The organism is Chryseobacterium sp. AC405b, assembly GCF_979258685.1.
This window is the reverse complement of sequence record NZ_OZ409877.1, coordinates 1,007,272-1,021,935: the sequence shown is the minus strand read 5'-3', so window position 1 is coordinate 1,021,935 and position 14,664 is coordinate 1,007,272. Positions and strand designations below refer to the sequence as shown.

Below are 14,664 nucleotides of genomic sequence, written 5' to 3'. Positions count from 1 at the left end.
ATGAGAATAGAAAATGATATAAAACTAGGTTTTAAAGATGTGATGTTCAGACCAAAACGCTCTACTTTAAAATCCCGCTCAGAAGTTGATCTGGAAAGAGAGTTTACTTTTCTCCACACTCAGAAAAAATGGAAAGGTACTCCCATTATCGCTGCCAATATGGATACGGTGGGAACTTTTGAAATGGCTGTAGAATTGGCTAAAGATAAAATAATCACCGCTGTACACAAACATTACACTGTAGAAGAATGGTCTGAATTCATTGAAAATCAAGACATAAGCATTCATAAGTACATCGCTCTGAGTACAGGAACCGGAAAAGCTGATGAAGAAAAAATTAAACTAATTCTCGACAAGCATCCACAAATCGAGTTTTTATGTATTGATGTAGCGAATGGTTATTCTGAACATTTTGTACAATTTGTAAAGAAGGCCAGAGAAAATTTTCCAGACAAAATTATTATTGCCGGAAATGTGGTAACAGGAGAAATGGTAGAAGAACTTCTTTTGGTTGGCGCAGACATCATCAAAGTAGGAATTGGTCCTGGTTCCGTTTGTACCACAAGAGTGAAAACCGGAGTTGGTTACCCCCAACTTTCCGCAATTATTGAATGTTCTGACGCTGCACATGGCTTGAAAGGTCACATCATTGCAGACGGTGGCTGCAAAGTTCCGGGAGATGTCGCCAAAGCGTTTGGCGGCGGGGCAGATTTTGTCATGCTTGGCGGAATGTTTGCCGGGCACGATGAAAGTGGTGGTGAAATGATTGAAGAAAATGGCAAAAAATTTAAACTTTTCTACGGAATGAGCTCTAAAACCGCAATGGATAAACATTCCGGAGGAGTTGCTGAATACCGAGCTTCCGAAGGCAAAACTGTAAAAATAAAATACAAAGGAAGCGTCTCTGAAACCGTAAAGGATATTTTGGGTGGTGTACGCTCAACCTGCACTTACGTTGGTGCTTCGACATTGAAAGAGCTATCAAAAAGGACGACCTTCATAAGAGTTCAGGAGCAGGAAAACCAGGTTTTTAACGACTAATGATAAAAAATCCCTTTTATCAATTGGATGAAAGGGATTATATTTTTAAGATTAAATCTTTCTCATTAAGTAAGCATTCCGCCGTCTACATTCAGAACCTGCCCGGAAATATAAGAAGACATTTCGCTTCCGAAGAAAACGCATGCATTGGCAACGTCTTCCGGTTGTCCGCCTCTTTTTAAAGGAATTCCGTCTCTCCAGTTTTGAACTGTTTTTTCGTCTAAAGCAGCCGTCATTTCAGTTTCAATGAATCCTGGCGCAATTGCGTTGCAACGGATGTTTCTTGAACCCAATTCTAGTGCAACAGATTTTGTGAAACCAATAACTCCTGCTTTTGAAGCGGCATAATTTGCCTGTCCTGCATTACCTTTTACCCCAACTACAGAAGTCATATTAATGATAGAGCCAGATTTTGCCTTCATCATTGGCTTAATAACCGCTTTTGTAAGGTTGAATACAGAATCTAAATTGACCTTGATAATCGTGTCCCAATCGTCTTTTGACATTCTCATCAACAGATTATCTTTTGTAATTCCGGCATTGTTCACCAAAATATCAATTTTACCAAATTCAGCCATTACTTCTTCTACCAATTTCTGTGCAGCGTCGTAATCTGATGCATCAGACTGATATCCTTTAATCTGAGTTATAGAACTCAAAGCAGTTTCTAATTCTTTTGCTTTTTCTACAGAACCTGCATAAGTAAATGCCACTTTCGCTCCCTGTTGAGCAAAAATTTCCGCAATACCCTTCCCAATTCCTCTTGTAGCTCCGGTAATTAATGCTACTTTTCCTTCTAATAGTTTCATATATATGATAGTTGTTATTTAAATTTGATCAGTTTTTTCTTGTCGCAAAGATATTATTAATCTCAAAATAATATCATTTTAGTCATTCCAAAACCACTTATTTTACCGAATTATTTACAATCAACACAATCTCACCTTTTAAAGTTTTGCTTTTTGAAAACTCAATTAATTCATCAATGGTACCTCGTTTTGTTTCTTCGAATTTTTTTGAAATTTCCCGGCTTAAACTTGCTCTCGTTTCTTCTCCGAAGAATTCTTTGATCTGCTCCAAGGTTGTATTGATCTTATGCGGGCTTTCATACAAAACAATCGTTTTTTTCTCTTCAGCCAACTGTTTCAGTTTCGTCTGTCTTCCTTTTTTTGGAGGGAGAAAACCGGCAAATAAAAATTCGTTATTCGGCAATCCTGAAACCACTAAAGCCGGAATGAGAGCTGTCGCACCAGGAAGGCAGATCATTTCAATATTATTATCCGAACCCGCTTTTGCCAGTAAATAACCGGGATCTGAAATCCCAGGAGTTCCTGCGTCTGTAATAATAGCGATATTCTGACCGCTTTGAAGATCTGCAATCACTTTTTCTGTCGCAGTATGCTCGTTGTGTAAATGATATGATTTTAAAGGTTTTGAAATTTCGTAATGCTTCAAAAGCACCCCGGAAGTTCGTGTGTCTTCACACAAAATATAATCGACCTCTTTCAGCATTTTAATCGCTCTGAAAGTCATGTCTTCTAAATTCCCGACGGGTGTGGGAACAAAATATAGGATTCCGCTCAAAATTATAAGAATTTATTTTCTACCAATATCCAAAGTCTTTGGGCATATTCATCTACTTTATTCCATTTTCTGTCATAGTAGAGTTCGCTCAGATATTCTTTTGCTTCTTCCAAAGTTCTGCATCTGTTCAATTCAGAAACGGCCTGGTTAAGGTCTGTCTGGCTTCCTCCGAAAAGCAATTTGGTAAAAGCCATTCTGTCATTCAGATCCAATCTGAACTCAGGTTTTTGCTTTTCCGCTTCCATGAAATGGGTAGGAATATTTGTCTTTAAAAGACTTCCTGAATCTTCTTTCCCAACAGATGTGGGTTTTTCCTGAGGGATTTCTCTTGCTAAAGGATCATCATCAAACAAAGTCTGAATTGTCTTCAGACCTTTTATATTTGCCAGTCTTATTTTTTTCTCCTGCTGATAAGCTTCCAGATTTTCAAAACTTTCATCTGAGGCATGTTTTTCAGATTGAAAGGTGGGTTTGTCGATTTCTACAATTTTTCTCCGGTCAGATGTTTCTTTTTCGACCAGAATTTCATCATCACTTGCTTCAGAATCTTTTTTAATTTCCGTTAAAATATTTTCTACATTTGAATTTTCGGTGATGATTTCGTCTTCATTAAATTCAAAATCGTTCGCAGGTGATTCATTTTCAGATTCTTCAATCAAAATATCATCAGTTGGTACTTCCGATTCAAACATATTCGGAATTTCATCCGACGGATTTATATTGGATGAAACTTCTTCATGATTTTTCTGAATTTGCTCTTCCTCCTCGAACAGATCTGAAACACTTTCATCAGAAATTTCGTTTTCAAACTCTTCAATTTCGTTTAACTGATAATTAAAAATAGCTTCTTCTTCGGTAACTTTTTGATCAAATATTTCTTCATCAATGTCGTCCTCATCTTCAGGAACAGAATTTTCAAGAATCCTCTCTTCATCCACAAAACTTAAAACTTTAGAAACATCTTCACTTGTTTCTTCTTCAATTTCATCAAGCTGACTGTCAAAATCAGAATTTTCGATGTTCAAATCTTGTTGACCTTCAGTTTCTTCTACGTTTTCCGAATTTTCAATAATTTTCTCTTCTTCTGCAAGATTTACCATATTCTCATGAAACTCATTTTCAACAATCTCATTCAATTGATTATTAAAAATAGCCTCCTCTTCCGTTACCTCATGGCGCAGATTATTTTCGCTCTCTCCAATTTCATTCAGCTCATTGTTAAAAATGGCTTCTTCTTCCGTCACCTCATGAGAAAAATCCTGAGATTCAGTTGTGGTTTCAGTTAATAAAAAACTTGATGGAGTTTGTGAAAACTGTAAATTGTCATTTTCGTAATATTCAACTTTCGATTTCAACAGTTTTAAAAAAGAAATTCTGTCTGCAAGCTCATCCATAAGATTTTGCTTAGAAAGTAGTTCGTCAACATCGTTTATTTTGCTTAAAATACCGATGATATTCTTAGATTCAAAAAAAATCTTTTCCTGTAAATCTTGGATGTTCTGCATAGAAGAATCTTATTAAAAATTGCTTACTTTTGATCTTAAAATATTACGGCTAAAATAACAAATGTTTTTAGAAAATACAATTAATCATTCCAAACAAAGCGGTTGGATGGAAGTTATTTGTGGCTCTATGTTTTCCGGAAAAACCGAAGAGTTGATCCGAAGACTCAGAAGAGCTGAAATGGCGGGGCAAAATGTAGAAATTTTCAAACCCAAAACCGATACAAGATATTCTGACGAAGATGTTGTTTCGCACAATAAAAATAAAATCCGAAGCACTGCAGTAGAAAATCCCAACGAAATTATTCTTTTGGGATCAAATTGTGATGTGGTAGGAATTGATGAGGCACAGTTTTTTGACGACAGCATTGTAGAAATAGCTAATCAATTGGCAAACAGCGGAATCCGGGTTGTTATTGCAGGCTTAGATATGGATTTCCTAGGGCGACCTTTCGGGCCGATTCCTAATCTGATGGCGACTGCAGAATACGTGACAAAAGTGCACGCAATCTGTAAAAGAACAGGAAATCTTGCCAATTATTCGATGAGAACTTCTCAAGGCAATAATCTCGTAGAATTGGGAGAAACAGAGAGTTATGAGGCAGTAAGTCGCCGTGTTTTTATTGAGGAAGTGCTTTCCAAAAAGAAATAATGATTAATACGTTAAGATTGTAATTATCTCTACGATTAAACCATAGAAATCAGACAAAAAATATAGCAGAAAGGGCACCAATGAATTATACAGTACAACAAATTGCAAACATCACCAATGCTGAAGTTATTGGCGATAAAAATCTATTAATCAAAAATATAGCTTTTGACAGCAGAATTATTTATTCAACAAAAAATTCGGCTTTTATTGCAATCAATACTAAAAAGAATTCTGGTGAAAAGTTTATAGAATCGGCTGTCGACCGAGGAATTAATGTCATCATATCTGAAAATCAATATCCTCAATTTGAAAATGTAACCTGGATAATTGTGAAAAACGCCGTTGAGTTTCTGCAGAAATTAGCCAAATATCATTTTGAAAATTCAAATTTAAAATCTATCGGAATTACCGGAAGCAACGGGAAAACAATTCTGAAAGAATGGCTATATCAATGTCTGTGGAATGAATTCTCAACAGTAAAGAGTCCTAAAAGTTTCAATTCTCAGATTGGTTTGCCGCTTTCTCTGCTTCAGATTAATCCTCAACATCAATTGGGAATTTTTGAAGTCGGAATTTCAAAACCACACGAAATGCAGAGGCTGGAAGAGATTTTTCATCCACAAATTGGTTTGTTAACGCACATCGGTACTGCTCACGCAGCAAATTTTGAATCGGAAGAAGAATTGATTTTAGAAAAATTAAAACTTTTCAAAGACTGTGATACCATATTTTTTAACGGAACCGAACAGGTGTATAATTTGGTTTATAAAACATATTCACCAAAGTACTCAAAAGCAGATTTAGTTTCTTACGGACTTGATAATATCAATAAGATTTCTATTATTTCAGATGTTAAAGACAGAAATAAAGATGTTCTAATCAAATATTTCCACGAAGAATTTTCACTGAAAATTAAGCAAAGGGATGAGGTAACTTTAACGAATATTTTGGCGTTGATCGGTATTTTAAAGAAATTTAATTTCTCTAATGAAAAAATTCAGGAGAAAATTGATCAGCTTCGTTCGGTGGAAATGCGTCTTGAAAGTATAGAGGGCATTAAAAATAATATCATCATCAATGATTCATTTAACTTAGATTTAGATTCTCTGAAAACTGCGCTTCAATTTTTAAAAGAATATAAAAAACCAAAAAAATCTTTAGTTTTAACAGATATTATTGGGGTAAATTCAAATTCTGAAGAATTATATGAGGAAGTCTCTGATCTGGTCAATGAGCAAAATTTTGATCATGTATTTCTGATAGGTGAAGAAATTTCCCAATTCCAAGGCTTTTTCACAGGTAAAACGTACACTTTTAATAATACTCAGGAACTTATTGACAGTAAATATCTTACAGAGATTGAAAATCAGATTATTTTATTAAAAGGAGCACGTAAATTTGAGATTGAAAAGATTAAAGATCTTCTTGAACTCAGGAAACATGATACCGTATTAGAGATTAATCTTAATGCTATTCTCCATAATATCAATTATCATAAATCCTTACTAAAGCCAGAAACAAAAATGATGGCCATGGTAAAAGCGAATGCCTATGGACTCGGAAGTTATGAAGTTTCAGAATTTCTGCAGCACCATCATATTGATTATCTTGGAGTTGCCTATGCCGATGAAGGAGTAGAGCTTCGGAAAAAAGGAATTACCACTCCTATTGTTGTTATGAATCCTGAACAGCATAGTTATGATGCCATTATTCAGTATAATCTGGAACCAGAAATTTACAGTGTAAGAGTTTTAGAATTATTCTATGAAGCTGTTCAAAAATCTGGAAATGATACAAAATATCCTGTTCATATTAAACTTGAAACAGGGATGCATCGTCTTGGTTTTAAAGAACATGAGTTGGATTATTTAAACCAATGCTTAAAAGATAAAAATCTGAAAGTTCAAAGTATATTCAGCCATTTGTCATCATCTGATATGCCCGATGAGAGAGAATTCACTTTAAAACAATTAGAAATATTTGAAAAAAACTCCGGTTATTTAATTGAAAATCTGGGTTATCAACCACTTCGGCACATTCTTAATTCATCAGGTATTACAAATTATACTGATCATCAGTACGATATGGTAAGAATCGGAATTGGAATGCTGGGAGAATCACCAAATTCTGAAATTCAAAAGCAGCTACAATCAAGCGTAAGTTTTAAGACCGTAATTTCTCAAATTTCTCTCGTTGAAAACGGAGAATCAGTAAGTTACAGTCGTAGATACAAAACAGATCATCTAACGAAAATTGCCACAATACCGGTGGGTTATGCCGATGGAATCCCAAGATTAATTGGAAATCAGATTGGAAACGTCGGAATTAATAAAACTCTTGCTCCGATTGTCGGAAGCATTTGTATGGATATGATGATGATTAATATTGACGAAATTCCAAATGTAAAAGAAGGTGATACGGTTACTATTTTCAATTCAAAACCAAGTCTTAAAGAATTTGCAGCTTACTGCAAAACAATTACTTATGAAGTTTTAACCTCAATTTCACCTCGTGTGAAGCGGATTTATATAAAAGATTAATTATGCAGAAACTCCTTATTTTTATATTTGCTCTTCAAATGCTTTTCTTCCATTCGCAGGTTAAAAAAGGTTTGGTGATCCCAAAAAACCCAAAAATTGGGCTTTCTCTCGCAGGAGGTGGAGCAAAAGGTTTTGCACATGTTGGAGTTTTAAAGGTATTAGATTCTTTAGGAATTAAGGTGGATTATATAGCCGGAACCAGTATGGGATCTATTGTGGGTGGTTTATACGCTTCAGGATATACCGGAAAAGATATAGAAAAAATAGTGATGGACACTGATTTCTATTCTTTAATAAGAGATCCTAAATCCCGTACTGAAAGTACTTTTTTTAATAAATCTGTCGATAAATATCTCCTATCCATTCCTTTAAAAAACGGAAAAATCAATCTTCCCTCCTCTATCAGTTCCGGGCAGAAAAATGTTTATTTGCTGAAAGAATTATTTAAAAATGTCTCAACCATTGAAGATTTTTCTAAATTACCCATACCTTTTTTATGCGTCGCTACCAATTTGGAAAGCGGAAATATGCAGATTTTCGAAAAAGGAGATCTGGTACAGTCGATTATGGCGAGTTCTGCCTTTCCTTCGTTAATGGATCCTGTGAAAATTGGTGACAGCATCTACATTGATGGAGCTATGACCGTTAATTATCCTTCAAAACCTCTGAAAGACAAGGGAATTGACATCGTTATCGGTGTAGATTTGAATCAGGATCTTTCTAAAAGAGAAGATTTAAACAATATTATTGCAATTTTAAATCAGGTTATCGATTTTGGGATCCAGAAAGATACGAAACGTCAGTATAAATTTACAGATATTAACATCAAACCCGATCTGAAAGGAATGACCGCAACAAGCTATGATGACAAAAAGAAAATTCTAGACAGCGGTTATGTTGAAGGTTTGAAATACACCGATATTTTAGATCAGCTTCCTAAAAGGGAATTTGACCGCCTCAGACAGTCCGTAAATCCAATTTATTCCAATGTGTATAAGATAGACAGCATTGAATTGATTGGAAGCAGAATTTACGGTAAAAACTATGTTCTGGGGAAAATGGGACTAAGACTTCCATCTTTACAGACCTACGGTAGTGTCAACAGAGGAATTGACAAATTGGTTGCAACCAATAATTACCGATTTATCAACTATGACATCATCACAGAAAACAATATCAATTATCTTAAGTTATATGTCACTGAAGATGACGCAAGACATTTTTTAAAATTCGGATTGCATTATGATGAAATTTTCAAAACAGGATTGCTTCTCAATTATTCAGCGAAAAGATTACTATTTAAAAATTCAAACTTATCTCTTGATGTTGTCGTTGGAGATAAACCAAGATATTATCTGAATTATTTTGTTGATAACGGATACATTCCGGGCTTCGGTATATACTCTTCCGGAATGAGTTTTGATCTGAAAGGTGATAACAACATCAACGTTGATAAATGGGAATGGCTGAGAAACGAAGTTTATATACAATCAATCTGGAAAGATAAATATGCAGTAGGAGCCGGATTAAGCCACGATTATTTCGAAGCGGAAATGAATGGTCTAAATAAAAGATACAGCCGATTTCTTAATCCTTATGTGTTTCTGAAAAGCGATACACAAGACGATAAAGACTTTCCGCGCAGAGGCTTTTATCTGAATGCTGAAGGGAAAGTAATTGACTTGATGAAAGCCGAAGTTGATAAAAGAGTTGTTCAGGTTAAAGCCGACATCAGAATCAATATTCCTTTGTCTAAACAATTCAGCTACCATCTGAATTTGTATGGAGGTGTTACCATAGGCGACAATCTTCCACAATTTTACCGATACAGATTAGGAGGAATTTTTGAGCAGAATATTATTAATTTCAAAACCTTCAACGGCTTTTATTTTGCTCAGCTGAACAGTAATAACGTGGCATTAATTTCTAATGATATTCAATTTAAGTTTTATAAAAACTTTTTCCTGAGTGGAAATTTCTCTTTTGCAAACATTTCAGATGATATAACTTTCGAAGATGCAGCAAAGGTAAATTACAGCTCCTTAGGAATCATGGCGGGTTATAAATCTCCTTTTGGTCAGATTAAATTCAACTTTAGCCATTCACTTAAAAATAATCAAAAAGGTATATTCAGTGTTATTTTAGGACACTGGTTTTAAAACAATGATACAATTCTTTTACGAAAACCTACCCGAATCTGTTACTACAGATTACAAAAAATGGCTGGAAGAAATCATTCTTTCAGAAGAAAAAAAATTAGGTGATATTAATTATATTTTCTGCGATGATGAATATTTGCTCAAAATAAATCAGGATTATCTACAGCATGATTATTATACCGACATCATCACTTTCGATTCTGTGAAAGGCAAAACGATAAGCGGAGAGATTTTCGTATCTTTGCAGCGCATTTCAGACAACGCTTCTACCCTATCAAAAAACTACGAAGAAGAATTAAGAAGAGTTCTGGCTCACGGTATCCTTCATTTGTGTGGTTATAAAGATAAAACAGAAGAAGAAGAAAAGGAAATGCGTAAAAAAGAAGATATTTATATTACAAAATATAATTAGAAGCTATTCCCACTGTCCGCACTCGCTTTTTTTTTTTCAAAGAAAAAAGAGCTCAAACAAATGGTACCATCGGGGCTACAAACCACGGAATTCAGGCGACTTTAAGCCCTATTCCGGTACAATGTTTCACGTGAAACATTTATAAAGAATTTAAAATTTAAGGCTTAAATAAGCAATTAAAATGATTTCAGAAATATATGACGTAATTGTAGTAGGTGCAGGTCACGCAGGTTGTGAAGCTGCTGCTGCTGCTGCCAATTTGGGTTCAAAAACTTTATTGGTTACAATGAATATGCAGACCATCGGACAGATGAGCTGCAACCCGGCAATGGGAGGAATTGCCAAAGGACAAATCGTAAGAGAGATAGATGCAATGGGAGGTTACTCCGGAATTATAGCTGACAAATCTGCGATACAATTTAAAATGCTGAACCTTTCAAAAGGTCCCGCAATGTGGTCTCCAAGAACACAAAATGACAGAATGTTATTCGCAGAAGAATGGCGTTATGCATTAGAAAACACCCCAAATCTTGACTTTTTTCAGGATATGGTGAAGAGTTTAATTATAGAAAATAATCAAGCGGTAGGAGTTGTAACCTCTTTAGGAATAGAAATCAGATCAAAATCTGTAGTTCTTACCAACGGAACTTTCCTAAATGGTTTGATCCACGTTGGAGACAAGCAGTTAGGCGGAGGAAGAATGGGAGAACCAAGAGCTTTCGGAATTACTGAGCAACTTGTTTCTTTTGGTTTCGAATCAGGAAGAATGAAGACCGGTACTCCACCAAGAGTAGACGGAAGAAGCCTTGATTACTCTAAAATGGAAGAACAAAAAGGAGATGAAAATCCTCAAAAATTCAGCTATTTAGAGACTCTGAAATTAACCAAACAATTAAGCTGTCACATTGTTTATACCAACGAAGCAGTACATGATATTTTACGTGAAGGTTTTGATAGAAGCCCTATGTTTAATGGTACCATTCAAAGCTTAGGTCCAAGATATTGTCCAAGTATTGAAGATAAAATCAATCGTTTTGCAGAACGCACAAGGCATCAGCTTTTCGTAGAACCAGAAGGTTGGAGAACAGTTGAAATCTATGTTAACGGATTCAGTTCTTCTTTACCGGAAGATGTACAGATCAAGGCAATGAAACATATCCCGGGATTTGAAAACGTAAAAGTATTCAGACCTGGCTATGCTATTGAATATGACTACTTCCCTCCTACTCAGCTAAAGCATACTTTAGAAACGAAATTGGTTGATAATTTATATTTTGCGGGTCAGATCAACGGTACAACAGGATATGAGGAAGCTGCCGGACAAGGTCTAATGGCGGGTATTAATGCCCATAATAAGGTTCATGAGAAGGATGAGTTTATTCTTAACAGAGATGAGGCTTATATAGGTGTTCTAATCGATGATTTGATCACAAAAGGTACAGAAGAACCTTACAGAATGTTCACCTCAAGAGCAGAATACAGATTGCTTTTAAGACAAGATAATGCAGACATCAGATTAACTGAAAAAGCTTATCATTTAGGTTTAGCAAAAGAAAGAAAGATTGAAAAAAGTTGAAGAGAAAATAACTAAAAGTCAGGAACTTGAAGCATACCTTAGAGAAACTTCTTTAAAGCCAGGAATTATCAATCCTATTCTGGAAAGTATTGATAGCAATCCTGTTGATCAGGCTTACAGAGCTTCTCAGTTTCTTACAAGACCTAATATTACTTTAGATAAATTAGATCAGATTGATTCTATTAAAGAATTTACATCTCAATTTAGCGATGAAGTAAGAGAACAGGCTGAAGTTAATATAAAATATAAAGGCTATATTGAAAAGGAAAAAGAAAACGTTGCCAAATTAAACAGACTTGAAAATGTGAAGATTCCCGAAGATTTTGATTACATTAAAATCACTAGTCTTTCTTCAGAAGCCAAGCAAAAAATGAATAAAGTAAGACCTAAAACTTTGGCTCAAGCAGGAAGAATAAGCGGTGTTTCTCCAGCTGATATCAATGTTTTAATGGTCTATTTGGGAAGATAATTAAGATATGTTTCACGTGAAACATTCAAAGTAAACTAAGGTATTTAGAATCTTAAAACAATTTTCTGAATACCTTTATTTTTAAAATATAATAATGAAAATAAAAGATCATTTTCTTTCGCAGGAAATATTTGAAATAAAAGAAACAGAAATAAAAGGAGTTTTTAAAACCTCTCCTATTCCATCAAACATTTCCAAATATTATGAAAGTGAAGATTACATTTCTCATCATCAGGATTCAGGAAGTTTAAAAGAAAAGCTTTACAAATTCTTGCAATCTTTCAATCTGCAATACAAAAAAAATATCTTAATAGACAGAATAAAAAAGAATTCTAAAGTATTAGATTACGGTTGCGGAGCCGGAGAATTTTTAAAATATATCGAGAATGACTTCGAAACTTTTGGGTTCGAGCCAAATCCGGATGCCAAATCTGCTGCCTTAAAAAAGGTATCAAAAGCAAAAATAATTAGTGATATTAATTTGATTGAAAATGAAAGTCTGGATGCTGTTACTCTTTGGCATGTTTTCGAGCATGTAGAAAATCAGAGTGAAATGCTCTCTATTTTTCATTCAAAACTAAAGGAAAAAGGATTGTTGATTATTGCCGTTCCCAACCCTACTTCTTACGATGCAAAACATTATAAAGAATTTTGGGCAGCTTATGATGTACCTCGACACATCTATCATTTTTCTAAAAATGGAATGGAAAATCTCATTTCAAAAAATCATAACTGGAAAATGAGAAAAATAAAACCTTTGGTATTAGATTCGTATTACATCTCAATGTTGAGCGAAAAATATAAAAAATCACCCCTATTTTGGCTAAAAGCTGTGGTTTACGGAACGATTTCTAATGTAAAAGCACTTTTTTCTAACGAATTTTCGAGTTTGATATACATTATCGAAAAAAAGTAGAAAATCGATTTTTGAGGTATTTCTGAAAGCCAATTTTCAGGATTTTTGACAAAATTTTACAAAAACTCAGGATTTTTTCTTGAGTTTTTATTTTTTAATTTTACTATCTTGAAAATTTTAAATATCTGACGTAAAGATTTTAATGAATTCAAATTTGTTTTTTGAATTTTTAAATTCTAAATCATTTTAAATTTAATTCAAATAAATTGTTAACTCATAAATAAGTACATTTTGTCATCCCGTAGGAATTTCAACATCTCAAATAAAAACTCTGTCTAGATTCCTACGGAATGACAAGCTATACAAAAACTAAGAAAAATTAGAAATTTATAAAGACTGAATTTAAAATAAAAAAGTCTGCCGAAAATTCAGCAGACTTAAAATTTATATTTTAAAATAATTATTTATTAATGGCTGCAATACCCGGAAGTTCTAATCCTTCCAAACTTTCCAACATTGCTCCGCCTCCTGTTGAAACATAACTCACTTTATCATCGTAACCGAATTGCTTAACGAAAGCTACACTGTCTCCTCCACCAACTAGAGAGAAAGCTCCTAGTTTTGTAGCTTCTGCAATACTATCACCTAAAGCAACTGTACCTGCTGAGAAATTTGACATTTCAAAAACTCCGATCGGACCGTTCCAAAGAATTGTTTTTGAATTTAATAAAACATCATTGAATTGCTCACGAGATTTTGGTCATGCATCCAGTCCCATCCATCCTTCAGGAATATCATAAATATCTACTACTTTTCTATCTGCATCATTACTAAAACTCTCTGCAATTACTGTGTCTGAAGGAAGGTAAACTTTTACATTGTGTTCTTTGGCTTTACCGAGAATTTCTAAAGCTAAAGGTAATTTATCTTCTTCAACCAAAGAATTTCCTATTTTTCCACCCAATGCTTTAATGAAAGTAAATGCCATACCTCCGCCAATAATTAAATGATCAACAGCTGGTAAAATATTTTCTATAATGGTAATTTTAGTTGAAACTTTTGAGCCTCCTAAGATAGCTGTAATAGGTCTTTCACCACTTTTTAAAACTTTATCAATAGCTTTTAATTCATCAGCAATCAATAAACCGAAAAATTTAGTTGAATTAAAATAATTGGCAATTACTGCTGTAGAAGCATGAGCTCTGTGTGCTGTACCAAAAGCATCATTTACATAAGCATCTCCCAGTTTTGAAAGCTGTTCTGCAAATCTTTCATCTCCTTTTTCTTCTTCGTTATGAAAACGAAGATTCTCTAATAATAAAATTTCTCCGGGTTGAAGCTCAGAAGCCGCTTTTTCTGCTTTCTCTCCAATCGATTCTTCCACAAATTTAACTTCATGACCTAATACACTTGAAACTTCATTGAGAATATGTTTTAAAGAAAACTGATCTTTTACTTCTCCTTTCGGTCTACCCAGGTGAGTCATCAGAATTACAGAACCTCCGTCATTTAAAATCTTTTCTACAGTTGGTTTTACAGCTGAGATTCTTGTGTTGTCTGTAACTTTCAGATGGTCGTCTTGAGGTACATTAAAGTCAACGCGTACTAAAGCCTTTTTATCTTTAAAATTGAAATCATTGATTGTTTTCATAAATTCCCTTTGATTTTTTGTTTCACAAATGTAAGATTTTAAACTTTTGGAAAAGATTCAAAAGATAAAAGTTTTCAAAAAATTTCCCACAAACCCTTCATTCAATAATCAACATAAATTTCTTTATATATAAAAAAAAGAATGATAGTTGTTGTTGAGTGTTGTGAGTTTCGGGGATAACTTTTATGATAAAACTTCATAACATACAGTTTGAATTCAATT

Annotated in this window: 9 protein-coding genes and 2 pseudogenes; 7 read left to right on the top strand and 4 right to left on the bottom strand. The window is 34.1% G+C overall.

The window, feature by feature from the left end:
* A complete protein-coding gene (locus tag ACZZZA_RS04900; RefSeq protein WP_463430078.1) occupies positions 1-1,041 on the top strand; it encodes a GMP reductase in 1,041 nt (346 codons plus the stop codon).
* Positions 1,042-1,106: 65 nt separating this feature from the next.
* Here ACZZZA_RS04900 and fabG read toward each other — a convergent pair whose 3' ends face one another.
* From fabG to ACZZZA_RS04885, 3 genes are all read right to left on the bottom strand, one after another.
* Positions 1,107-1,850 (bottom strand): 3-oxoacyl-[acyl-carrier-protein] reductase, encoded by a 744-nt coding sequence (gene fabG, locus ACZZZA_RS04895; RefSeq protein WP_463430077.1) that lies wholly within the window; start codon positions 1,848-1,850, stop codon positions 1,107-1,109.
* Positions 1,851-1,947: 97 nt separating this feature from the next.
* Entirely contained in the window at positions 1,948-2,625 is a 678-nt protein-coding gene (rsmI, locus tag ACZZZA_RS04890) for a 16S rRNA (cytidine(1402)-2'-O)-methyltransferase (RefSeq protein ID WP_463430076.1), read from the bottom strand.
* Between the two features lie 2 nt (positions 2,626-2,627).
* Positions 2,628-4,130 (bottom strand): hypothetical protein, encoded by a 1,503-nt coding sequence (locus ACZZZA_RS04885; protein ID WP_463430075.1) that lies wholly within the window; start codon positions 4,128-4,130, stop codon positions 2,628-2,630.
* Between the two features lie 61 nt (positions 4,131-4,191).
* On the opposite strand from ACZZZA_RS04885, the gene ACZZZA_RS04880 reads away from it, so the two are divergent.
* The 6 genes and pseudogenes from ACZZZA_RS04880 to ACZZZA_RS04855 all read left to right on the top strand — a co-directional run bounded on the left by ACZZZA_RS04880 (position 4,192) and on the right by ACZZZA_RS04855 (position 12,851).
* Positions 4,192-4,779, top strand: coding sequence for a thymidine kinase (locus ACZZZA_RS04880; protein WP_463430074.1), 588 nt, complete (start codon positions 4,192-4,194; stop codon positions 4,777-4,779).
* A gap of 80 nt (positions 4,780-4,859) precedes the next feature.
* The gene (locus ACZZZA_RS04875) at positions 4,860-7,319 is read left to right on the top strand and encodes a bifunctional UDP-N-acetylmuramoyl-tripeptide:D-alanyl-D-alanine ligase/alanine racemase (RefSeq protein ID WP_463430073.1); all 2,460 of its coding nucleotides are present in this window, start codon (positions 4,860-4,862) and stop codon (positions 7,317-7,319) included.
* A gap of 2 nt (positions 7,320-7,321) precedes the next feature.
* The gene (locus ACZZZA_RS04870; protein WP_463430072.1) at positions 7,322-9,478 is read left to right on the top strand and encodes a patatin-like phospholipase family protein; all 2,157 of its coding nucleotides are present in this window, start codon (positions 7,322-7,324) and stop codon (positions 9,476-9,478) included.
* A 4-nt stretch (positions 9,479-9,482) separates the two neighbouring features.
* Entirely contained in the window at positions 9,483-9,890 is a 408-nt protein-coding gene (gene ybeY, locus ACZZZA_RS04865; RefSeq protein ID WP_463430071.1) for an rRNA maturation RNase YbeY, read from the top strand.
* Positions 9,891-10,071: 181 nt separating this feature from the next.
* Positions 10,072-11,935, top strand: a pseudogene (gene mnmG / locus ACZZZA_RS04860) (tRNA uridine-5-carboxymethylaminomethyl(34) synthesis enzyme MnmG).
* Between the two features lie 94 nt (positions 11,936-12,029).
* Positions 12,030-12,851, top strand: coding sequence for a class I SAM-dependent methyltransferase (locus ACZZZA_RS04855; RefSeq protein WP_463430070.1), 822 nt, complete (start codon positions 12,030-12,032; stop codon positions 12,849-12,851).
* 400 nt (positions 12,852-13,251) lie between these two features.
* Here ACZZZA_RS04855 and ACZZZA_RS04850 read toward each other — a convergent pair.
* A pseudogene (locus tag ACZZZA_RS04850) lies at positions 13,252-14,442 on the bottom strand (phosphoglycerate kinase).
* Between the last annotated feature and the right edge of the window lie 222 nt (positions 14,443-14,664).